17 protein-coding genes are annotated in these 23,757 nt (G+C 67.5%); 10 read left to right on the top strand and 7 right to left on the bottom strand.

Going from position 1 to position 23,757, the window contains the following annotated elements; translation table 11 throughout:
- The first annotated feature begins 27 nt into the window (after positions 1-27).
- Positions 28-1,311 (top strand): MFS transporter, encoded by a 1,284-nt coding sequence (locus tag DID99_RS20470; RefSeq protein WP_124667413.1) that lies wholly within the window; start codon positions 28-30, stop codon positions 1,309-1,311.
- Between the two features lie 146 nt (positions 1,312-1,457).
- Here DID99_RS20470 and DID99_RS20475 read toward each other — a convergent pair whose 3' ends face one another.
- Positions 1,458-2,402: a LysR family transcriptional regulator gene (locus DID99_RS20475; protein ID WP_124667414.1), complete on the bottom strand. Its 945-nt coding sequence runs from the start codon at positions 2,400-2,402 to the stop codon at positions 1,458-1,460.
- Positions 2,403-2,557: 155 nt separating this feature from the next.
- Here DID99_RS20475 and DID99_RS20480 point away from each other — a divergent pair, with 155 nt between their 5' ends.
- The 8 genes from DID99_RS20480 (at position 2,558) to DID99_RS20515 (ending at position 10,682) form a co-directional block, all read left to right on the top strand.
- Positions 2,558-3,616: a 4-hydroxythreonine-4-phosphate dehydrogenase PdxA gene (locus DID99_RS20480; RefSeq protein WP_124667415.1), complete on the top strand. Its 1,059-nt coding sequence runs from the start codon at positions 2,558-2,560 to the stop codon at positions 3,614-3,616.
- Positions 3,617-3,677: 61 nt separating this feature from the next.
- The gene (locus DID99_RS20485) at positions 3,678-4,850 is read left to right on the top strand and encodes an L-rhamnonate dehydratase (RefSeq protein ID WP_124487123.1); all 1,173 of its coding nucleotides are present in this window, start codon (positions 3,678-3,680) and stop codon (positions 4,848-4,850) included.
- Between the two features lie 8 nt (positions 4,851-4,858).
- Positions 4,859-5,776: a dihydrodipicolinate synthase family protein gene (locus DID99_RS20490; RefSeq protein ID WP_124667416.1), complete on the top strand. Its 918-nt coding sequence runs from the start codon at positions 4,859-4,861 to the stop codon at positions 5,774-5,776.
- 98 nt (positions 5,777-5,874) lie between these two features.
- Positions 5,875-7,167 (top strand): MFS transporter, encoded by a 1,293-nt coding sequence (locus DID99_RS20495; protein ID WP_124667417.1) that lies wholly within the window; start codon positions 5,875-5,877, stop codon positions 7,165-7,167.
- 33 nt (positions 7,168-7,200) lie between these two features.
- Entirely contained in the window at positions 7,201-8,148 is a 948-nt protein-coding gene (locus DID99_RS20500) for a YncE family protein (RefSeq protein ID WP_044847506.1), read from the top strand.
- Complete coding sequence (locus tag DID99_RS20505; protein ID WP_124667418.1) at positions 8,126-9,082, top strand: amidohydrolase; 957 nt, start codon at positions 8,126-8,128, stop codon at positions 9,080-9,082. Before DID99_RS20500 ends, DID99_RS20505 begins: the two co-directional genes overlap by 23 nt.
- Before the next feature lie 183 nt (positions 9,083-9,265).
- Positions 9,266-10,165 carry a hypothetical protein gene (locus tag DID99_RS20510; protein WP_124667434.1) on the top strand — a complete coding sequence of 300 codons (900 nt, stop codon included), beginning with the start codon at positions 9,266-9,268 and terminating at the stop codon, positions 10,163-10,165.
- Between the two features lie 67 nt (positions 10,166-10,232).
- Entirely contained in the window at positions 10,233-10,682 is a 450-nt protein-coding gene (locus DID99_RS20515) for an N-acetyltransferase (protein WP_124667419.1), read from the top strand.
- 132 nt (positions 10,683-10,814) lie between these two features.
- Here the strand turns inward: DID99_RS20515 and DID99_RS20520 are convergent, their stop codons facing one another.
- From DID99_RS20520 to DID99_RS20540, 4 genes are all read right to left on the bottom strand, one after another.
- Complete coding sequence (locus tag DID99_RS20520) at positions 10,815-13,700, bottom strand: bifunctional YncE family protein/alkaline phosphatase family protein (protein WP_124667420.1); 2,886 nt, start codon at positions 13,698-13,700, stop codon at positions 10,815-10,817.
- Between the two features lie 267 nt (positions 13,701-13,967).
- Positions 13,968-15,902: an SMP-30/gluconolactonase/LRE family protein gene (locus DID99_RS20525; protein ID WP_124667421.1), complete on the bottom strand. Its 1,935-nt coding sequence runs from the start codon at positions 15,900-15,902 to the stop codon at positions 13,968-13,970.
- A 456-nt stretch (positions 15,903-16,358) separates the two neighbouring features.
- A complete protein-coding gene (locus tag DID99_RS20530; protein WP_124667422.1) occupies positions 16,359-17,666 on the bottom strand; it encodes a dicarboxylate/amino acid:cation symporter in 1,308 nt (435 codons plus the stop codon).
- A 370-nt stretch (positions 17,667-18,036) separates the two neighbouring features.
- Positions 18,037-19,242 carry an MFS transporter gene (locus tag DID99_RS20540; protein WP_044847510.1) on the bottom strand — a complete coding sequence of 402 codons (1,206 nt, stop codon included), beginning with the start codon at positions 19,240-19,242 and terminating at the stop codon, positions 18,037-18,039.
- Positions 19,243-19,863: 621 nt separating this feature from the next.
- On the opposite strand from DID99_RS20540, the gene DID99_RS20545 reads away from it, so the two are divergent.
- Positions 19,864-22,011, top strand: a complete 2,148-nt coding sequence (locus DID99_RS20545; RefSeq protein ID WP_185733795.1) for a TonB-dependent siderophore receptor — start codon at positions 19,864-19,866, stop codon at positions 22,009-22,011.
- A gap of 275 nt (positions 22,012-22,286) precedes the next feature.
- On the opposite strand, the gene DID99_RS20550 is transcribed toward DID99_RS20545, so the two are convergent.
- Both DID99_RS20550 and dmeF read right to left on the bottom strand, forming a co-directional pair.
- On the bottom strand, positions 22,287-22,463 hold the full coding sequence (locus DID99_RS20550; RefSeq protein ID WP_185733793.1) for a DUF1289 domain-containing protein: 177 nt from the start codon (positions 22,461-22,463) through the stop codon (positions 22,287-22,289).
- A 2-nt stretch (positions 22,464-22,465) separates the two neighbouring features.
- Positions 22,466-23,749, bottom strand: a complete 1,284-nt coding sequence (gene dmeF, locus DID99_RS20555) for a CDF family Co(II)/Ni(II) efflux transporter DmeF (RefSeq protein ID WP_124667425.1) — start codon at positions 23,747-23,749, stop codon at positions 22,466-22,468.
- Positions 23,750-23,757: the final 8 nt, after the last annotated feature.

Here is a 23,757-nt window from a genome sequence, read left to right on the forward strand (position 1 = left end):
GACGCGCACAAGAATGGAGTGAGACACATGCCGACCGATCACCGTCAACGACGCCACACGCTGTGGCTGCTGTGCGCGCTTTCGTTCATCCTCTACGTCGACCGCGTGAACCTCGCGACCGCGGCCGGCGCGATCAAGGCCGAACTCGGGCTGTCGAACACCGAACTCGGCATCGCGTTCTCCGCGTTCGCGTATTCGTACGCGTTCTGCCAGATCTTCGGCGGCTGGATCGCCGACCGCTTCGGCGCCCGCATCACGCTGATCGGCTGCGGGCTGATCTGGGTCGCGTCGACCTTCATGACCGGGCTCGTGCACAGCCTCGCGCTGCTGTTCGCCGCGCGCCTGCTGCTCGGGATCGGCGAAGGCGCGACGCTGCCCGCGCAGGCCCGCGCGATCACGCACTGGTTCACGCGCGAACGGCGCGGCGTCGTGCAGGGCTTCACGCATTCGTTCTCGCGGCTCGGCAACGCGGTCACGCCGCCGATCGTCGCCGCGCTGATGACGTGGCTGTCGTGGCGCGCGGCGTTCTTCGTGATCGGCGCGGTGACGCTGGTATGGCTCGTCTGGTGGATCGCCGGCTTTCGCGAGTACCCGCTCGGCGACGGCGGCGACAACCGTACGCGCACCGCTGCCGCCGCCCGGCCGGCACCGGCGCCGGGCCCGACGCCGTGGGGCCCGCTGTTCCGCCGGATGGCGCCGACGATCTTCGTGTACTTCTGCTACGGCTGGACCGCCTGGCTGTTCTTCACATGGCTGCCGACGTTCTTCCTGAACGGCAAGGGCCTCGACCTGAAGTCCACCGCGCTGTTCGCGTCCGGCGTGTTCTTCGCGGGCGTCGTCGGCGACACGCTCGGCGGCTGGCTGTGCGACCGCATCTATCGCAAGACCGGCAACCTCGCGCTGTCGCGCCAGAGCGTGATCGTCGCGAGTTTCACCGGCGCGCTCGCCTGCATGCTGCCGCTCGCGTTCGTGCATTCGACGGCCGGCATCGCGCTGTGCCTGTCCGGGTCGTTCCTGTGCCTCGAACTGACGATCGGGCCGATCTGGGCCGTGCCGAGCGATATCGCGCCGACGCACGCGGGCATCGCGAGCGGGATGATGAATGCGGGTTCCGCGATCGCGGGGATCCTGTCGCCGATCCTGTTCGGCTATCTCGTCGACCACACCGGAAGCTGGACGGTGCCGTTCGTCGGGTCGGTCGCGATGCTGCTGATCGGCATCGTCGCCGCGCTGCGGATCCGGCCGGATCGCACGCTGTCGGCATCGACGCCGTCGCTCGCCGAAGCGCCGGCCGCGCCGTCGGCACGCTGACGCGGGGTGGCGGCGGTTCGCCGCGCGGTATCGGGCTTGGTCCTGCTCGGCGTGGATTGTCCCGACCTGCCCTGATCGCCGTCATCACGCACCGCGAGCGAAGCTCGCCGGTGCGTGACGCCGCAACGTAGCCGCCCCGCCTTCCATCAATCGCCCACGCCCTGCCCGCCTTCCCGATGGAACAGCGCCAGAAACTGCTGCGCCGGAATGCTCAGCGGCCGATCCCGCCGCACGAGGCTGCCATACGACGGCAGCTTCTGGTCGAGTTCGTAATCGATGATCGCAACCAGCCCGTGCGCCGCGTTGCGCTGCGCGACGGTCAACGGAATCACGCCGAGCATCCGCGAACGGTCGACGAGGTTCATCGTCGTCAGGATCGACCCCGTTTCGACGAGCCCGCGCGGCATCGGCTGGTGACGCGCGCGGAACTCGCGCTCGACCACCTCGCGCGCCGGGCTGCCGGCCGGCTGCAGGATCCACGTGTAATCGAGCAGCGCGTCGAATTCGACCGGCCCCGCGCCCGCGAGCGGATGGTCGCGGCCCGCGATGATCGCGAGCGCCTCGTCGTCCACCACGCGGAAGTCGCAATCGGTGCCGACGTTGCGGCCGATCACCACCTCGAGCACGCCCTCGCGCAACTGCGGCATCAGCCGGTCGCTGGTATCGACCGCGATGTCGATCGCCAGCAGCGGATAGCGCGCCTTCAGCTGCACCAGCGCCTCGGTGAGCCGCCCCGGCGACGCCGCCATGATGCTGCCGATCGCGAGCCGCCCCGCGCTGCCGAGCTGCAGCTCGCCGAGCTCGCGATTGAGCGCCTCCATGCTGCCGCGAATCCCGCGGAAATAGCCGAGCACGCGCTCGCCGGCCGGGTTCAGCACGAGCCCGCGCCCGACACGATCGAAGAGGCGCTGGCCGAGCGCGCTTTCCAGTTCGGCCAGCATCTTCGTCGCGGCCGGTTGCGTGAGGCCGAGCTGCCCGGCGGCCGCGCGCAGCGTCGAGCATTCATCCACCGCGAGCAGCAGCGCGATCTGCCGCATCCGCAGCCGGTTCAGCAATTGGGGAGTCGAGTCTCGTCGATCGATCGAGCCCATTTCGATTACTCCAGGTTATCGATTCATCAAGAGTTTTCAATTTACCGACTCATTCCGTCTACCTAGCATGAACCCCATACACCAACGGCCACACGCCGCCACCGGAGACACCGCATGAACATGCAACCGCCCGCCGCCCGCCACGGAGACGCCGCATGACGACCGCCGCCGTGCCCGCCGCTTCACTGCCCGTCGTCGCGCTGACCCTCGGCGACCCCGCCGGCATCGGCGCCGAACTGATCGCGAAACTGCTCGCGCGGCCCGACGCGACGTCCCGCGCGAACCTCGTGCTGATCGGCGACCGCTGGCTGTGGGAAGCCGGCCAGCGCGTCGCCGGCGTGACGGTCGACGTCGAACCCGTCGCGTCGCTCGCCGCCGTGCGCGGCCGGCCGTCCACCGCGCGCGCCGCGTTCGTCGCGCTCGACACGATCGATCGCGCGCAGGTCACCGTCGGCCAGCCCGGCGCGGCCGGCGGCCGCTCGACGTTGACCGTGCTCGACCGGTGCCTCGACGCCGCGCTCGCCGGCGACATCGACGCGATCTGCTTCGCGCCGCTGAACAAGTACGCGATGAAGCTCGGCGGGCTCCGGCACGACGACGAGCTGCACCACTTCGCCGCCGCGCTCGGCGTGACCGGCTACTTCTGCGAATTCAACACGCTCGGCGAGCTGTGGACCGCGCGCATCTCGTCGCATATTCCGCTGAAGGATGCGGCGGCCCAGCTGAGCGTCGCGCGAATCGAACAGGCATCCGAACTGATCTACCGGTCGCTGCTCGCGAACGGCGTCGCGGCGCCGAAGATCGCGATCGCCGCGTTCAACCCGCACGGCGGCGACGGCGGCAGCTGCGGCCGCGAGGAAGTCGACATCATCGAGCCGGCCGTGCGCAAGCTGCAGTCGCGCGACTGGCCGACCGACGCGCCGTTCCACGGCCCGTTCCCCGCCGACACGATCTTCCTGAAGGCGCAGGCCGGCGACTACCAGGCGATCGTCACGATGTACCACGACCAGGGGCAGATCGCGATCAAGCTGCTCGGCTTCTCGCGCGGCGTGACCGTGCAGGGCGGGCTGCCCGTGCCGATCACGACGCCCGCGCACGGCACCGCGTACGACATCGCGGGCCGCGGCACGGCCGACGTCGGCGCGACCTGGCAGGCGCTGCAGATCGCCTGCCGCATGGGCGCCGCGCGCCGCACCTCCACCGTTTCGGCGTGACGCTCACACGCCAGCCACACACGACACACACACGACAACATCGATTCCAGGAGACACCAACATGAAGATCCGCTCCGTGCGCGCCCGCGTATTCCAGTGGAAAGGCAAGACCGTTCCGCCGCAGGGCAACTTCTGCTCGAACGCGATGGACCTGCTGTACGCGCCGCAGGAAACCATGAGCACGTTCCGCTTCCATGCGTGGACGGTCGTGGAAGTCGAGACCGACGACGGCATCGTCGGCCTCGGCAACGTCGCGCTCGCGCCGCACGTCGCGAAGGCGATCATCGACCAGTACCTCGCGCCGCTCGTGATCGGCCAGGACCCGTGGGACTACGAGTACCTGAACCAGCGGATGTACCGCGCGACCCACGCATGGGGCCGCAAGGGCATCGGCATGGCGGCGATCTCGGCGGTCGACATCGCGATCTGGGACATCCTCGGCAAGAGCGTCGGCAAGCCGGTGTTCAAGCTGCTCGGCGGCCGCACCAAGGAGAAGATCCCCTGCTACTACTCGAAGCTCTACCGCACCGACCTGAAGGCGATGCAGGAGGAAGCGCAGCAATACCTGAAGGAAGGCTTCCGCGCGTTCAAGATGCGCTTCGGCTACGGTCCCGCGCACGGCCAGCAGGGCGTGGTGGAGAACCTGAAGTCGGTCGCGGCGATCCGCGAGGTGATCGGCTACGACAACGACCTGATGCTCGAGTGCTACATGGGCTGGAACCTCGAGTATGCGAAGCGCATCCTGCCGAAGCTCGAGAAGTACCAGCCGCGCTGGCTCGAGGAGCCGGTGATCGCCGACGACATCGACGGCTACGCGGAGCTGAACCGGCTGACGAGCATTCCAATCTCGGGCGGCGAGCACGAGTTTTCGCTGTACGGCTTCAAGCAGCTGCTCGACCGCAAGGCCGTGTCGGTCGTGCAGTACGACACGAACCGCGTCGGCGGGATCACGATGGCGCACAAGATCAACGCGCTGTGCGAGGCGTACAGCGTGCCGGTGATTCCGCATGCGGGCCAGATGCACAACTATCACCTGACGATGAGCACGCTCGCATCGCCGATGAGCGAGTACTTCCCGATGTTCGACGTGGAAGTCGGCAACGAGCTGTTCTATTACATCTTCGACGGCGAGCCGGTGGCCGAGAACGGCTTCCTGCAGCTGCGCGACGACGTCCCGGGCCTCGGTCTCACGCTGAAGACCGAGTTCCTCGACCAGTTCGACATCGTCGAGTGAGGCCGGCCATGCACGCACGCTACCAGGGCGTCTTTCCGGTCGCGCCGACGATCTTCGACGCGCACGGCGCGCTCGACCTCGACGGCCAGCGCCGTTGCCTCGACTTCATGATCGATGCCGGCTCGCAAGGCATCTGCATCCACGCGAACTACTCGGAGCAGTTCGCGCTCGGCGACGACGAACGCGACCTCATCACGCGCACGACGCTCGAGCACGTCGCCGGCCGCGTGCCGGTGATCGTCACGACGTCGCACTTCAGCGCGCGGATCTGCGCGGAACGCAACCGTCGGGCGCAGGCACTCGGTGCCGCGATGGTGATGGTGATGCCGCCGTACCACGGCGCGACGTTCCGCGTGCCCGACGCATCGATCCGCGCGTTCTTCCGCGAAGTCGCCGACGGCCTCGACATTCCGCTGATGATCCAGGACGCGCCCGCGAGCGGCGTCGCGCTGCCGGCGTCGCTGCTCGCGACGCTCGCGCGCGAGATCGACGCCGTGTCGTACTTCAAGATCGAGACGCCCGGCGCGGCGTCGAAGCTGCGCGAGCTGATCGCGCTCGGCGGCGATGCGATCGAAGGGCCGTGGGACGGCGAGGAAGGCATCACGCTGCTCGCCGACCTCGATGCCGGCGCGACCGGCGCGATGACGGGCGGCGGTTATCCGGACGGCATCCGCCGCATCACCGATGCGTATTTCTCCGGACGCCGCGACGAAGCGTGCGAGCAATACGCGCGCTGGCTGCCGCTGATCAACTACGAGAACCGCCAGTCGGGCTTCCTGACCGCGAAGGCGCTGCTGAAGGAAGGCGGCGTGATCGCGTGCGACCGGCCGCGCGCCCCCTGGCCCGAACTGCATCCGCAGGTGCGTGCAGGCCTGCTCGACGCGGCACGGCGGCTCGATCCGCTCGTGCTGCGCTGGGGCCGCTAGACATCGTTTCGTACCCGCAACGCGCGTTGCGTTGCGCATCGGCGTGACGGCGGCCCGACAGAAGGCCGCCGCCGCTCATCACATGGATCGGAGACACCATGACTCTGCTGAACCCCGCCACCCCGGCCTATGAAGCCGGCGATGCCATCCCGCGCCGCCGCTGGCTGCGCGTGATTCCGCCGCTGCTGCTCGCGTGCATCGTTTCGTACATGGACCGCGTGAACATCGCGTTCGCGATGCCGGGCGGGATGAACGCCGAACTCGGCATGAACGCGACGATGGCCGGCCTCGCCGGCGGCATCTTCTTCTTCGGCTACCTGTTCCTGCAGATTCCGGGCGGCCGGCGCGCCGCGCTCGGCAGCGGCAAGAAGTTCATCGCGTGGTCGCTCGTGAGCTGGGCCGTGCTGTCGGTGCTGACCGGGCTCGTCACCCATACGTGGCAACTTTTGACGCTGCGCTTCCTGCTCGGCGTGGCGGAAGGCGGGATGCTGCCGGTCGTGCTGACGATGGTCAGCCACTGGTTTCCCGACCGCGAACGCGGCCGCGCGAACGCGATGGTCATCATGTTCGTGCCGCTCGCCGGCATGATCACCGCGCCGCTGTCCGGCTTCATCCTCGCTGCATACGACTGGCGTCACCTGTTCTACAGCGCCGGCGCGCTGTCGCTGCTTTGCCTGTTCGCATGGCTGATGTTCGCCGACGACAGCCCGGAAACCGCGCGCTGGGTGTCGCCGCGCGAGAAGGCGTACATCCTCGACGCGCTGCGCGACGAACAGGCGCGCAAGCAGGCCGCCGGCACGCCGGCCGCCGCGTCGTTCGGCGCGATACTGCGCAACCCGACGATCTGGCTGCTGATCGCGATCAACTTCTGCTATCAGGTCGGCATCTACGGCTATACGATGTGGTTGCCGACGCTGCTGAAAAACCTCACGCACGGCGGGATGGGCAAGGTCGGCCTGCTCGCGATGCTGCCGTATGTCGCGATGGTGATCGGGATGTTCGCCACGTCGTATTTGTCGGACCGGACCGGCAAGCGGCGCCTGTTCGTGCTGCTGCCGCTCGTCGGCTTTGCCGCGTGCCTCGCGCTGTCGGTGCTCACGCATGCGTCGATGGTCGTGTCGTTCGCGTTCCTGATCGGCTGCGGCTTCTTCCTGCAGGCGGCGGCCGGCGTGTTCTGGGCGATTCCGCCGAAGCTGTGCAGCGTCGAGACGGCCGGCAGCGCGCGCGGCCTGATCAACGCGCTCGGCAACCTCGGCGGCTTCTGCGGCCCGTATGCAGTCGGCGTGCTGACCCAGCACGTGAGCGCGGCCGCCGGCGTGTACAGCCTCGCCGTCACGCTCGCGGTGGCCGGCCTGCTCGCGCTGACGCTGCCCAGGCGCTGCGAAGACTGACCGGACACGCGAACGAATCAACGGAGACACACCATGAACGACATCCTGTTGCTGGTGCAGAAATGCGCCCACACCTTCAGCTTCTACGACCTCGAGACGAAAGCCGCGCTCAAGCACATCGTGCTGCCGAACTTCCCGCACGAGTTCACCGTCGACGTGAACGACCGCTTCGCGTACGTCGGCATCTTCGGGATCGAGACCGCGTGGTCGCGCGGCCATGAAGGCGATCACCGGATCGCCGAGATCGACCTCGTCGAGCGCACGCACACGCGCATGCTCGACCTGTGGCCGTACTACCGGCCTCACGGGATGGCGGCCGATCGCGACGGCCGGCTGTACGCGATGAGCGAGGCGCACGACATGCTGCTCGTGTTCGACGCGCCGACCCGGCAGGCCGTGCCGAACATGGCCGTACCGTCCGGCGGCGTGAAGACGCACCTCGTGACGCTCACGCGCGATGCGAGCCGCGCGTACGGCGTGCACCTGCTGTCGAACACGGTCACGCAATTCCATCCGCGCGACGCGACCGTCGCGCCGCGTGCGGTGATGCCCGGCCCGCGTCCCGAAGGCAATGCGCTGTCGAGCGACGAGCGCACGCTGTTCGTCGCGAATCGCGGCGACGACACGCTCGTCGAGATCGACACCGACACGATGACCTGCGGCCGCCGCGTGAAGACCCGCAGCGATCCCAACCGCATCTACCGCACCACCGCGCCGGACGGCCGCGACCTGCTGCTGCTGACCAATTCCGGCGAGCGGTCGATCTCGGTGTTCGATGCACGGCAACTTGAGGAAATCGAACGCGTCGCGCTGCCCGCGAACCCGACCGCGCTGTCGTTCCATCCGTCGCGGCGCGTCGCGTACGTGTCGTTCCAGGACGACTACGTACGCGAGCTCGATCTCGATGCGTGGCGGTTCGTCGGTGCATTGCCGACGCTGCGCGAACCGGATGCGTCGTATGTGCTCGCCGGCACGCGCTGAGCGGCGCGACGACGCACCGCCGCCCGACGCAATGCCGGCGGCGCTCGTCGACGCGCATCACCACCTTTGGCAGCTCGGCGCGGGCGCGCACTACCCGTGGCTGCAGGACCGGTACGATCCGGCGCACTTCATGTTCGGCGACTACGCGGCGCTGTGCCGCGATTTCGGCGTGGACGACTACCGGCACGCCGCGCAACGCGCGCCGCTCGTCGCGAGCGTGCACGTCGAGGCCGAACGGGCGCGCGACGAGGCGCTCGCGGAGACACGCTGGCTGCACGAGGTCGCGGCCGCGCACGGGCTGCCGTCGGCCGTCGTCGCGTGGGTCGACCTGCTGGCCGACGACGCGCACGAGCGGCTCGCCGAACAGGCCGCGTGGCCGCGCGTGCGCGGCGTGCGGTTCAAGCCGCGCACCGCTGCGTCGCCGGACGCGGCCGTCGACGGGCCCGGCACGCTGCGCGACCCGCGCTGGCCGGCCGCGCTGGAACGCCTGGCTGCGCATGGCCTGAGCTGGGACCTGCGCGTGCCGTTCTGGCATCTCGGCGACGCGGCCGCGCTGCTGGCCGATGCGCCCGGCGTCGACGTCGTGCTCGAACATGCCGGGCTGCCGTGGGACCGCTCGCGCGCGGGGCTCGCGCGCTGGCGCAGTGGCATGGAGGCGCTCGCCGCCTCGCCGCGCGTGACCGTCAAGATCTCCGAACTCGGCTTGCGCGATGCGGCGTGGAACGACGCGGACAACGCGCGGATCATCCGCGACACGATCGCGATATTCGGCTGGCAGCGCTGCCTGTTCGCAAGCAATTTTCCGGTGGCGGGGTTGCGGGTGTCGTATCCGGCGCTGCTGCGCACGTTCGCCCGCGCGATGGCGGACCTCGACGACGCGGCGCGCTGCGCGATCTGGCATGACAACGCGATGCGTGTGTACCGGATCGCGTGAGCGGGCTTGACGCATCGGCCGGACGGCCGGAATCGTACGTATCCGGTTGACCGCAGGATGATTCGAAAGGTATACGAAAGCATTGCGCTTCGCGCGTCAATGGCCTTTCGAGTCAACCCATCCGGCGTGATCAACCGCAACGGAAACACGGCCGGCTTCGCCGCGGCCGGTACACTTGGCGACATGAGCCACTTTCGCATTACCTATGACGGGCCGGCACTCGAATCGTCCGAAATGGACTTGCGGGAACTCGCGCCCGCCCTTCTCGCCGTCGGCGACTTGCTCGAGGCCTCGGCCAAGGCGCTCTGCGGAGACCAGGTTCGGCCACAGGTGAACGTCCGGGGCAGCTTCAAGACCGGCAGCTTCGGCATCGACTTCACGCTCGCGACCTCGCTCCTCGGCAGAATGCGCGACATGCTGAGCGGCAGCGAAGGCGCGGCACTCGCCAATGCCGTCACGATTCTGACCGCGCTCGGCATTGCCGGTCCGAAAGTCGGAAAGGGCCTGTTCGCGGTACTCAAGTGGTTGCGCGGCCGCCCGATCCAGCGCGTCCGGATGAACGAACGCACCGCCGTGCTGCACGTCGATGGCGAAACGCTCGAGATCGAACTGTCCGTCCTCACCCTGCTGCGGGACGTGAGTGTCCGGGAGGCGACCACCCGTGCGCTCATGCCGCTTTCGCGCGACGGCGTGACGATTTTCTCGGCCGGCACCGACACGGACGTGTTCGAGACCGTCACCCGGGACGAGGTCGACTGGTTCCGCGTACCCGAGCAAGCCGACGTACCGATCCTCGACGAGCATCGCAAGATGGCGTTTTCGATCGTGTCGCTCGCGTTCAAGGACGACAACAAATGGCGTCTCTACGACGGTGCCGCCACGATCCACGCCGCGATCACCGATGCGAATTTCCTGAATCGCGTGGACAACAACCAGATCAGCTTCAGCAAGGGCGACGTACTCGTCTGCAGCGTGCGCGTACAGCAGTGGCAGACCGCCGACGGAGCCAAGACCGAATACGAGGTCACGAACGTCCTCGAGCATCGTCCGGCCGCGCGGCAAATCCAGTTGCCCGGCCTTTGACCGGCATGCCGCGCTCGTGAATCATGCGCTGCATGCCATCGAACCCGCTCTCGAACGCGCTCCGACCATGCCCCCTGCGATCCGCCTGCGCCCGGCGTCTGCCGCCGACCTGCCGTTCCTGCTGAGGCTGCGCCAGCTCACGATGACCGAGCATCTGCAACGCGTCGGCGCACCCACCGACGACGCAGCGCACCACCAGCGCATCGCGACGCATTTCGACGATGCGATGATCGTCTGCGAAGGCAGCAACGCCGATGCCGACTCGATCGGCTTGCTGAAGGTGACGCGCGCCGCCGGCGAATGGCACGTCCACCAGATCCAGATCCTCCCGTCGCGACAGGGCCGAGGCATCGGCGAAGCCGTGCTGCGCGAACTGCTGAGCGAAGCCGCGCGCGAGCCCGTGCCCGTATCGCTCAGCGTGCTGCACGGCAACCCGGCGCGGCGCCTCTACGAACGGCTCGGGTTCCGGCTCCTTTCCGAAACGGACAGCAGCGCGAACCTGATATGGCACGCATGACGCCGCGCGGCCCGGCCGGCCGCACACGTGGCGCACCGAATGCCGCCGACGCGGCCCCCCGCCGCACACCTCGCAAAAAAACACGGGCCCTCCCGCCGGGAGGGCCCGCTTGCAGACCGTCCAGCCGGACGATCAGTCGTCGTCGCGGCTCGCGACCTTCTGCGTCACGCCCCTGAGCTTCGGATACGGCTGCGATCCCATCATGCCCTTCCACAACACGCGGTTGAACTGATCCGCCGGCACCTCGTCGGCATCGTCGAAGTCGAACTTCGCCGTCACCTTCGCCCAGTACGCCGCGTCATGCTTCGGCGTGACGTCCGGCCCGGCCGCGTAGTGCAGCAGGTTCTCGCCCGCCCCGTCGGCCAGGCGCAGCCCGGTGCCCTTCAGCGCCGTCGACGCGACGGCCGTGTAGGTCCACGACGCCGGGCCGTGCACGTCGAACACGTCGGTCATCGGCCGCTGGTACGCGGTATTCAGGTTCATGTGCTGCGTGCCGAGCACGTCCTCGATGGTGCGCAGCGCATTGACCTGGCTGTAGCGCGTCCGGATCACCGCGCCCTGCTTCACGTACGGCCCGACGATGTACGCGGGCCCGCGATGCGAATCCACGTGGTCGGGGCCGTCCTGCACGTCGTCCTCGGTCACGACGATCAGCGTGTCGTTCGCATACGGGCTCTTCGCGACGGCTTCGACCAGCCGGCCGACCGCCAGGTCGTTGTCCGCCTGCTGCGTCTCCGGCGTGTTCACGCCGGCGAGCGCCGTGCCGAACGCCCCCATGTGATCGTGCGACAGGCGCACCAGCGACAGCGTCGGCAGGTTGCCGCCCACGACGTACTGGTCGAACTCGCGTTTCCACTCGTCGAGGCGCCACTGGTCCGGATAGTTCTGGTCGAACCCGCGGAAATACACGTCCGTCATCGACGCGAGCCGCGGGTCGAGCGCCGCGGCCTGGACGACGCCGGCCGCGTGCGGATCGACGATCGGGTTCGAGGCCGTGCCGATGCTGCCGACGTTGTTCACGAGGAAACCGTAGTTGCGTACCGTGCCGCCGCCGGCCAGCACCGCGTCGAAGATGTAGCCACGCTGGCGGCCGAACGGCGCGTCGGACGACGCATGGTTGCCGGTGCCCGGCAGCAGGTTCGCCGCGCCGCCCGGCAGGGCGGCGGCCGCGTTGCTGTAGTTCGTGGTGCCGGCAGGGCCGGCCGCCGCATCGCGCTGCTGCACCGTCTCCCAGTTCACCGGCACGTTGCGGTTCGTACCCTCGCTCTCGTACGACAGGCCGCGATTGACCGCCGCGTAGTTGATCTGCTGGGTGATCGTCTCGGTGTTGGTGACGCGCCCCTGCAGCGCCCACGACCAGCCGTCCATGCTGCCGTCGCCCGGGTTCATGAAGTTGTCGAGCGTCACGAACTGGCTCGCCAGGCGATGGAAGTTCGGCGTGATGTTCCGGCCGAACTGGGCGAGTTTCGGATCGCCGTTGGCGCCGTTGCCGATGTCGCCGAGCACCTGGTCGAACGTGCGGTTTTCCTTCACGACGTAGATCACGTGCTTGATGTGGCGGCGCAGGAAGCCCATCACTTCGTTGTCCCTGTCGTTGTCTTCCGGGCGATAGAAGTTGTTGCGCGCGGCCTGCTGCGTCAGCGTCGGCAATTCGTGGGCCGCCGGCACCGGCGCGCTCACGAGCGACGCGCGCTCGAGCTGGAACTGGTATTCGTTCGACGCGCGCGACGCGGCGGCCTGCGCCGGCGTCGCGCCGAACAGGTGGTCCGGGTTCGGGCCGGTGGTGCTCTTGCCGTTCACCACGTACATCCACGTGCCGTCGGCGCTGAACGTCACGTCGTGCGGCTCGAACGCGGTCGGAATCAGGCCGGTGACGCGATACGCGCGCTCGCCGACGAGCGGGATCACGGCAATTTCGTTCGCGCCGGCATTGGTCGCATACAGCGTGCGGCCATCGCGCGACAGCGTGACCGCGTACGTCGCCGCGCCCGTGTGCGCCTGGCCGTGCGCCAGCACGCCGGCCGGCGCGCGCGCGTCGATCCGGGTCACGACCGCGTTGGTGTTCGTGTCGATCACCGCGACCTGGTCGGCGTTGTCCTGCGCGACGAACAGCCTCGACTGCGACGCGTCGAGCGTCATGCCGAGCGCATTGCCGTCCAGCTTGATGCGCTTGAGCAGGCGGCCGCGGGACGGCGACGACACGTCGATCGCGACGATCTCGCGATCGCGATCCGACGACACGTACGCGATGCCGTTGCCCTTCATCGCGACCGCGAACGGGAACGTGCCGCCGGCATCGCCGCTGCGGCCTTCGTTGCCGGAGAAGAACGGCCGCAGGTCGTGCTCGTAACGCACGTTGCGGGTCGCGGTATCGATCACGCTGATCGAGTCGTTGTAGTTGTTCGCGACGACGAGCGTCTTGCCGTCGGCCGACAGCGCGAGCCCGGCCGCGTTCGGCTGCACGCGAATGCCGACGCCCTTGCCGGCGTGGCCGAGCGCGATCGTCGTCGACAGCGCCCACGCGCCGCCCTGCTGCGCGTAGACGTAGACCGCATCGTCGCTGCCGCCGGTCGCATAGAGCGTGCTCCCGTCATGCGAAAACGCCAGGCCGACGAACGCGTTGGTCTGCTGAAGCACCTGCCTGAGCACCGGGCGCGTCTTGTTCGCACCCGCGACGTCGTACAGGAAGATGAATTGCGTCGAGGCCGCGGTGTCGACCGAACCGTCCGGCTTGTACAGCGAGTTCTGGCCGGCGGTGATGATCGCCAGCGTCTTGCCGTCCGGGCTCAGTTGCGAGCGCACGGCTTCTCCCGCGACGAAATGCGGATAGGCCGGCAGTCCGGGATTCAGGAATTGCTGGACTGCGCCGCGCACGGCGAGCGGCGTGACGAACTGACCGCTCGGCACGCGGGCGGCATCGGCGGCGTCGAAACCGTCCGCATGCGCGTGCGACGCAAGCAACACGGCCGACATGACGGCTCCGAGTCGGAGCGCGCGCTTGACCTGGCTATTTTTCATAGGAATCCTCTGTACTGATGGGGCGATTACCGTCTGACGTGTCCGGCATGATCCTGGCGTTGTCTGCCCATGTCGCACGGCGGCGAGGGCCCTTGCCAGTCGATCGAGTGCATTGCGTCGACGATCGCCGACGTGCCGGCATTACATCGCCGCCCAATGTCAAGCGGATGACCGGCTCCGTTGCGGGCCGGCTTCTTACACATCGTTACAGCGAAGGCATTTCGATGACAGCCATCGCGGTGTCATCGTGGCCGTGAGAGCTCGCTCTCAAGGCGTCCACCGGTAAACGGTGATGCTGTTTCCCTTCACGTTGTTCTTCGTCACCACGTACTCGCCGTTCGCACGACGGTATGCACGCACGCTGTACATCGCATCGATCGCGCTGCTGGTATCCACGGTCGCCGGGCTCGCGTTGACGAGCGTTGTGTCGAGATTGCCGGTGTCGAGATTGAATGCGTCGATGTTCGGCCACAGCGGCCCGCTGCTGCTGAACCAGTAGCCGACGAACAGGTGGTTGCCCGCCGCATCGATCGACTTCGCGCCGCTGTGCGGCAGCGTGATCACCGGGTTCGGCTTCGTCGTGTTGCCCGCGCGCCAGCCGTGATACACCTCGATGCGCGTGCCGATCGACGTCCAGTCGGTACTGCCGGCGACGCCCTGCGCGAGCACCATCGTGTCGCTGTCGGCGAGATAGACGATGCGCGTGAGCGGCTGGATGCTGGCCGGCACCGGCGTCGGCACGCCCGGCCCCCACGACGGCTTGCCGCTCGCATCGAAACGGGTCAGCGGATAGTGATAAATGGCGCCGGTCTTGTCGAGGCCGGCCCATACGCCGCCGTTGCTGTCGAGGCTGAAGCCGGCCGACACGCGCCGGGTCGTGTTGAACGCGGGCCCGGGGATCGATCCGTCCGGAATCGCGACGTAGCCGTTGGCCGCGTTGAAGTGGAAGAAATAATAGACCGGCGGATTCTGCCCCGCCGCGACGAGGATCCGGTTCGCCCCGACCGACGTCAGCAGCCCGAAGTGCTCGTCGCGCTGCGTGTCGCCCATATTGATGCGCGGGTCCGACGGATACGTGAACGGATCGACGGTGTTCGCGACGAAGGTACCGCCCGCGGTGCCGCTGTACACGTGCGTGCCGCTGTAGAACAGCGCGCCGTCGGTGACCGGGTCCGGCGCGGCGATGCCTTCGAAGTTGAGCGACTGCAGCGTCCACCGCAGGCTGCCGGTGCTGCCGTACGCGTGAATGTCGGTCGCGCCGTTGCGGCCGAGATCCCAGCTGCCGCCCCACGGGTTGTTGAGCACGTACAGGTTGCCGGCCGTGTCCTTGCCGATGCCGGCCACGCGGGTGAAGCGCTGCGCGCCGACTTGCCCCTTGGTGCCCGTCGTCGTGTCGAGATAGCCGCCGCGCACGCCGAACGTGCCGGCCAGCGCGGGCCGGCCCGCGACGGTATAGCGCTTGATGTTCATGTCGGGGCCTTCGTCGCCGACCATCAGCTGCCCCGTCGCCGCATCGAAACAGAGCGCAGACGGCTGCGACCCGGCGGCCAGCCGGATCGTGTTCAGCAGCGCACCGGCCGGGCTGAATTCGACGACCGCGCCCGCGCTCTTCTGCGCGACCCAGACGTTGCCCGCACCGTCGACGGCGAGCGCGCCCGGCGCCGATACGCCGATGTCGCGCTGCCACACGCCGTCGGTCGTGAACACCCGCACGCGATTGCCGTAGAAGTCGCTCGCATAGAGCAGCGAGCCGGCCGTGGCGAGCCCGGTGACGACGTCGATGCGCGGCTGGTCGGTCGCCGCCGTGACCTGAATCAGCTTGTCGCGGAACCGCGTCGCGCGGCTGTAGCGCCCGACCGCGCCGCTGCCGTATCCGTTGCCGGGCTGCAGCGCGACGAACAGCGACGTCGCGTTGCCCGTGATCGCGCTGCCCTGGAATTCCGAGTGCGTGCCGATCGAGCCGGCGCTCTTGCCGTTCTGGTAGATCGCGACGCCGCCCTCGTCCTCGTCCCACATCGACGCGGTGTAGATCACGCCTTCGGGCGCGACCCACATCGAACGCGCGACGTTGCCGACGTGCGCGGCGAGCGTGCCGTAGGTGTTCGCCAGCCAGTCGGTGGTGTTGCCCGCGTATCCGGCCGGCGCAATCGTGGCGATCGCGGCGGCGAGCAGCACGGCCTGAATCGGTTTTCCGGCGACCATGGCTGATGCTCTCCTGAATGGTGGAGTCATTCACATGAGGGGGGCGGCCGGATGGTTTGAAATCGGCAGTGCGTAAATACTGCCGCTTAAATCATCCGGTGCAGTCGGTATTACATCGCGCGCGCATTCGATAATCGGCTGCAGCGAGAATAGCGTTATATAAATCGAAAAAAATTGCGGACCGCTGGCGCAGACGGCGCGCGCGATTGCGCGAGAGTGAATGACCACTTACGCGCGTACCTTGATATCGAGGAAATCCGGCGTTCGCCGACGGGAATATCACCGCGGGTCGGAATGCGGCGTATCGGGAATGGGGAGGTTTTTCGGCGGATCGGGAAAATCGCCGGAGGCAGGTAAAGGAACAACTGCCGGCGGGTATTGCCGGCAGATGTTGCACCGGCCTGTATCCAGGTCGAATCTAGGCCGGTGCAGATCATTTCATTTGAAACGGGGAAATCACGCGGACGTTGCCGTCTCCCGCACTTCCGCCTGAGTGATCTCGCCGCCGCCGTCCGGATCCGTGTCGTCGCGCGAATCGCCGAGCTGGCCTTCCCACTTCGCGACCACCGCAGCCGCGATCGAGTTGCCGACCGCGTTGGTGGCCGAGCGCCCCATGTCGAGGAACATGTCGACGCCCATGATCAGCAGCAGTCCGGCTTCCGGCAGATGGAACTGGCCGAGCGTCGCCGCGATCACGACCAGCGATGCGCGCGGCACGCCCGCCATCCCCTTCGACGTCACCATCAGCATCAACAGCATCGTGATCTGCGTGCCGAGCGGCAGGTCGATCCCGTACACCTGCGAGATGAACAGCACCGCGAACGTGCAGTACATCATCGAGCCGTCGAGGTTGAACGAGTACCCGATCGGCAGCACGAAGCTCGAGATCCTGCGATTCACGCCGAACCGGTCGAGCGCGTCGAGCAGCTTCGGATACGCGGCCTCGGAGCTCGCCGTCGCGAACGACAGCAGGAACGGCTCGCGGATCAGGCGGATCAGCGTGAACGCGCGCTTGCCGAGGAACGCCACGCCGGCGAGCGTCAGCACGCCCCACAGCAGCGCCAGCGCCAGGTAGAAGCTCGCCATGAACTTCGCGAACGTGAGCAGGATGCCGAGCCCTTCCGTCGTGATCGTCGACGCCAGCGCCGCGAACACCGCGACCGGCGCGAACCACATCACCGCGCCCGTCACCTTGAGCATGACCTGCGCGAGATCGTCGATCACGCCGGTCAGGCGCTTGCCGGCGTCGCCGAGCGCGGACAGCGCGGTGCCGAAGAAGATCGAGAACACGACGATCTGCAGGATCTCGTTGTTCGCCATCGCCTCGGCGATCGATTTCGGCACCAGGTGGACGACGAAATCCTTCAGCGTGAATGCGCCCGTCTTCAGGTTGAGCGCCGCATCGGCGGCCGGCAGCGGCAGGCTCAGGTGGCTGCCCGGCTTCAGGATCGTCGCGGTGATCAGGCCGAGCAGCAGCGACGTGAACGACGCGATGAAGAACCAGCCGAACGCCTTCACGCCGACGCGGCCGACCGACCCGCTGTCGCCCATCTGCGCGATGCCGACGGTCAGCGTCGCGAACACCAGCGGCGCGATGATCATCTTGATCAGGCGCAGGAACACGTCGGACAGCAGCGACACGTAGCCGGCGACTTCCCTGGCCATTTTCGGGTCGGGAAACGCGCTATGACAGGCGTAGCCCACGGCAATGCCAAGCACCATCGCGATGACGATGTACTTGGTGATGTTGTGCTTCTTCTTCATTAGCAATCCAAATTACAGAACGGGTGTTTCCAACGGCAGGTCGATCGCCGGCATTGAAACGGGGATGGAATTCCGCGAGCGCGGTGCGCGCCGTTTTCGAATGCCGGAGCCCGTCCGTGGGCATGGCCACGGCGAACAGGGGAGGCATTCTATCGCAAACGCCGGACAATCTTTCAAATCTGAAAGCTAAGGGCGGAATGCGACGCGCGGAACTAGGCGGAGTGGGCCTTCGCCGGTCTGGGGCTTCGGGCTTCGGGCTTCGGGCTTCGGGCTTCGGGCTTCAGGCTTCGGGCCTCGGGCGTCAGGCTTCGGGCACCTGCGCGCCCGTTCGGCCTTGAGCGGGGCGTCGGCGAGCCCCCGGCGTGACGCATCACGCCGGCGACGTGCCGGGTCGCGGCATGAACCGGCACAGGCACAGCGGCACCACGACCAGCGCCGCACCGGCGAGAAACGTGGCCGACGCGCCGAACCGCGCCCACAGCGCGCCGGCGATGCTGCTCGCGAGCAGCATGCAGATGCCGCTCACCAGGTTGAACACGCCGAACGCGGTCCCGCGCAGCGTGGCCGGCGAGGTTTCCGACACCATCGCGGCGAGGATGCCCTGCGTGAAGCCCATGTGCAGCCCCCACACGGCCACGCCGGCGAACATCGAGAGCGTCGACGTGCCGATGCCGAGCAGCAGGTCGGCCGCGATCAACAGCACCATGCCGGCCGCGAGCAGTACGCGGCGATCGAGCCGGTCCGACAAAATGCCGACCGGCCAGGCGGACGCCGAATAAGCGACGCTCATCGCGACCATCACGCCCGGAATCCACGCCGCATCGAGCCCCGTCTGCTGCGCACGCAGCACCAGGAATGCCTCGCTGAAGCGCGCGAGCGTAAACGTCGCGCCGGCCGCGACGACGAACCAGTAACCGCGGGGAAACTCGCGCAGCGCGTTCCAGCGCAACGGCGAGCGAAAGCGCCGGTCCGGTTTCGACTGCTCCGGCTCACGTACGCCGAAGACGATCAATGCAATCGCGACGAACGCCGGCACCACGGCGAACCACAGCACGGTCCGGATGCGGTCCTCGAACCAGAGCATCAGCACGATCGCGAGCATCGGCCCGAGAAACGCGCCCACGGTATCCATCGACTGACGCAGGCCGAAGCAGGCGCCGCGGATTTCGGGCGGCGCGACGTCGGCCACCAGCGCGTCGCGCGGCGCGCCGCGAATTCCCTTGCCGACGCGGTCGAGCAGACGGGCCGTCACGACCACGGCCGGCGTGGACGCCAGCGGAAACAACGGCTTGGTCAGCGCCGCAAGGCCATAGCCGATCAGCAGCAGCCCCTTGCGACGCCCGAGCCAGTCGCTGATCGCGCCGGAGAACACCTTGACGATCATCGCCGTCGCTTCGGCCGCCCCTTCGAGCACGCCGAGCGCGGCGACGCTCATGCCCATCGTCGACACCAGATAGATCGGCAACAGCGCATGGATCAGCTCGGACGACAGGTCCATGAAGAGGCTCACGAGGCCCAGGGCCCACACGGTCCGCGGAATCGCAGGCTTGCCGGCAATCGGGGTTGGAGCGCTCATGATCGACCTGCATCGAGGTTGCGGGCGGTGCGACTTGCCACGGGGTTCCCTGTCCCGACAGGACAGGCGCGCCGCGGCGCGGGAACACGTTAGCGCCGGTAATCGGCACACCGCGCGGCAGGACTCGCGTGACTGTGCCGATTGCCCGGCCGTCCGCCACCTCGACACGCGCCGCGGCCGCTGCCCGTTCCGTCAGGCCGCGCACGCCGGCAGTATCCGACCGCTTCGTGACACCGACCGTGACGAGATGCCACGCCCGCCGCCGGAAGATTTCAGGATACAGCGCGCCATGCCAGACCGGCACGCGCGCCGCCCCGGTGGTCACCACCTCGTAGTCGGATCGACAGACTCGCAACACCGAACGGTTCGATGACCGTGCCGGATCAATCCCGACGAACCTCCCCGCGCGACGCGCCCCGCTGGCGCTTCACTCGCCGTCATTGCCTGGCCGCACGCCCTGCTCGTCCGGATCCGGCACGAACGCATCCTTCGGCGTCAGCAAACGTCAGACAAAAACAAGAATCCCGGTTATCGCGCAACACTTGTTGACCCTTACTTCCTTTCAAATGATAATGCGTCGCGTTTCGAGATTACGAATCATTACACATGGCAGGTTGGGAAATGAAACACGTGTTGCACCCGGCGCGACAGGCCATTCTGGCCGCCATCGCATGCCAGCCGATCATGGTCGGCGCGGCCTTCGCACAGGAAAACGCAAGTGCGCCGACCGGCACGGCCACCGACGTGTTGCCGGCCGTATCGGTGAGCGCCAGCGCGCTCCGCGATCCGGGGGAAGGCTACAACCCGACGAACGCGGTCAGCGCCACCAGGATCGACGCGCCGCTGCGCGATATCCCGCAGACGGTGAACGTGGTCACGGCCGAAGTGATGCGCGACCAGCATGCGAACTCGCTGCAGGACGTGCTGAAGAACGTCGCGGGCGTCGGGTTCTCGACCGGCGACGGCCAGCGCGACCAGGTCACCATTCGCGGCTTCTCCGCGATTGCCGACCAGTTCGTCGACGGCATTCGCGACGATGCCCTGTATTTCCGGGATCTCTCGAACGTCGACCGGGTGGAAGTGGTCAAGGGCCCGGCTGCCGTTCTTTACGGCCGCGGATCGTCAGGTGGACTGATCAATCGCGTGACGAAAAAACCCGGGATCGACGTGACCAACTTCGGGATCAGCTACGGTTCGTGGGCCGATCGCCGAGTTGAAGCCGACGTCGGGCGCGTCCTCGCGAACGGCGCGGCCGCCTTCCGGATCACCGGGGCACACGAGGAAGCGAAGAGCTATCGCTCGCAACAGTTCCTGAATCGCACGGCGGTCGCGCCGTCGTTCGAGTTTCGCATCGCGCCGAAGACGACGGTCCTGCTGCAGGCGGACTACCTCGAAGATCGTCGCGTGACGGACTTCGGCATTCCGGCCTATCACGGACGACCGGTCGACGTGCCGGCATCCGCGTATTACGGCGCGGCGAACGCCGGCGACGTGGACTATACGCGATCGCGGGTCTATTCGAGTACCGCGACGATCAAGCACGAGTTCAACGACCAATGGTCGATCCGGAACGCCACCCGCTACTATCACTACTCGCTCGACCGGAACAACACGCTGGTCGGCAGCGTCAACGAGGCGGCCCGGACGTTCACGCTGAATCACGGCAACGTCTATCGCGAGGAACACGGCTGGTTCAACCAGACCGATCTCACGCAGAAGGCCACGCTGTTCGGCATGAAGCACGAGTTGCTGTACGGGATGGAATTCGGCCAGCAGAACAAGGATCTCGTCAGCTACTCGGCGCCCGTCACCGGCGCGAACGGCAAGCCGATGAATTTCGACCTGTTCGCGCCCGCCCTTCCGACGCTGCCGCTGCACACGTCGACCACGCCGACGGCCAACAACCTCGGCATCTTCAAGACCCTCGGGTTCTACACGCAGGACCTGATCAGCTTCAACGAGCAGTGGAAGGCGCTGCTCGGCATCCGCTACGATCGCTTCGAGCAGGAGACGCTCGACCGCCGTCCGAAGCAGCCGGGCCTGTCGCGCACCGATACGGCGTGGAGCCCGCGCGTGGGTCTCGTCTGGCAGCCCACCCGAACGCAGTCGTACTACGTGTCGTGGAGCCGCTCGTTCCAGCCTTCCGGCGAAGCGTTCTCGCTGGCGGCCAACAATGCCGAACTCGCTCCGGAAACCACGACCAACACCGAGATCGGCGCGAAGTACGACTGGCTCGGCGGCAAGGCCACCACGACGATCTCGGTGTTCCGGCTGGACCGCAGCAATATCAAGGTCGCCAATGCAAGCAACACGGCGCTGATTCCGATCGGCGAGCAGCGGACCGACGGCGTGGAACTCAGCGGGGCTGCGGAACTCGGCCACGGCTGGCGCGTGCTCGCGGGCTATGCCTACCTCGATGCCACCGTCACCCAGTCGACGGCCGCGTTGCAGGGCAAGCGCGCCACCCTGACCCCGCGCCACTCCGGCAACCTGTGGCTCACCAAGAATCTCGGCAGCGGCTTCGGCGTTGGCGGCGGCCTGAACCTCGTCGGCGCGCGCATGGCCGATCCGCAGAACACGGTGACGCTGCCGGGTTACGTGACGGCCGACATGATGGCCTGGTATGCGCACGGGCCGATGTCGCTCCAGTTGAACCTCTACAACCTGTTCAACAAGGGCTACATCGTGTCGGCCCACGGCTCGAACCCGAACCTCAACATGCCGGGGGCGCCGCGCAGCGTCATGGCGACGTTGCGATACGAGATGTAGAAGCGGCGCAGTCCCGACGAGGCGTGCCGGGCGGATCGACGACCGTCACCGACCGCCGCCTCGGCAATACCGGATCACGAGCGTCCTGATCCGCGTGACGGCGCGCGGACGGCGTACATCGTCCGGCAAACGCGTTCGTCGGGCATGCACCGGTGTGGCGGGACCGGTTGATGCAAGCGACGCGGTCGGCACGCGCATCGCCCCGATCCTTCGTCCCGTCCGCCGCGCGTTCAATCTGCTGCAGCCGTACGCGCGACTTCGCGCATACCTCGACTTCAAGACCGCGTCAGCTTCGCATGCCGCCGCGCGCGGTCGTTCACGATCTGATGGCGCCGGTGATCCGTCATCTTCTTCCAGTCGCGCGCTTCGTCGCGCGTTCGCAGGCATGCCACGCAATAGCCGGTCCGGCCGTCGAACGAACACACGTCGACGCAAGGGGACTTGACCGCCATGCTCATCGCCCTCGCGTCGCGGGCACGACTTCGACGGTCACGTGCGACAGGTTCCTGAACCGCTGCAGCACGCCGTGATAGAAGCGCGCATCGCGCTTCGGATCGTTTGTCACCACCGACACGACCGCGCTCATGTGTCCCGGCCCGAGCCGCCACACATGCAGGTCGCCGACCCGGTCGCCCGTGCCTTCGATCGCACCGCGCACGTTGTCCGTCAGGCGGCGATCCGAATTCATGTCGAGCAGGATCCCGCCCGTATCGCGCATCAGGCCGTACGACCAGTTCGCGATCACCAGCGCGCCGATGATGCCGGCCAGCGGATCCATCCAGACCCAGCCGAACGCCCGCGCGAGCAGCAGCCCGACGATCGTCAGGACGGACACGGCCGCGTCGGCGATCACGTGGATGTACGCGGAGCGGATGTTGTGATCGCGCGCCGCCGCCGCGGACGTGCCGTGGTCGTGCTCCTCGAACGCCAGTTCGTGCTCGCGGCCGTTCAGCCGGACGATCGCGTTGAATTCATGCGGTTCGGGAATGGCTTCGGTCGACTCCAGGTAGCCGCCGCGACTTTGCATCGCGAACGCCTGACGGCTGCCGTCCGGGCGGATCGTCGTCACCGACACCGCGCTCGCATCGACGAGCTTCGTCTCGTGCGTCGCGGGCGCGACGCGGAACACCGGCGGGACGCCTTCCTCGAACACCGACACGACGAATACGCCCTGCTGATCGAAGATCTGGTGCGCTTCCTGTTCGTGGTCGTGCGCGTGACCGTCGTGATCGTCATGACCATGCCCGTGATGATGACCATGACCGTGGCCATGATGGTCGCCGCTCAGCAGCCACACGCTCGCGATGTTGGCGAGCAAGCCTGCCACCGCGATCGGAATCGCCTCGCCGAAATGAATCGGGACCGGCGCGAGCAGGCGCGCGACCGCTTCGTACCCGATCAGCAGCGAGATCATCGCGAGCACGATCGCGCTCGTGAAACCCGCGAGATCGCCGAGCTTGCCCGTGCCGAACACGAAGCGCGGGTCGCGCGCATGCTTGCGCGCGTAGGTATAGGCGAGCGCGGCGATCAGCATCGCGCCCGCGTGCGTCGACATGTGCAGGCCGTCCGCGATCAGTGCCAGCGAACCGAACAGTGACCCGCCGACGATCTCCGCCACCATCATCGCCGCGCACAGCGCGATGACCATCCAGGTCCGGCGTTCGTTCTGCTCGTGCGCGGCGCCGAGAAAGATGTGGTCATGCCCTGCGCCGAAGGCGTCGTTGCTGAAGCTGTTCATTCCGCCTC

This window comes from Burkholderia sp. Bp8986 (assembly GCF_003854225.1).
In the GTDB taxonomy this organism is placed as follows: Bacteria; Pseudomonadota; Gammaproteobacteria; order Burkholderiales; family Burkholderiaceae; genus Burkholderia.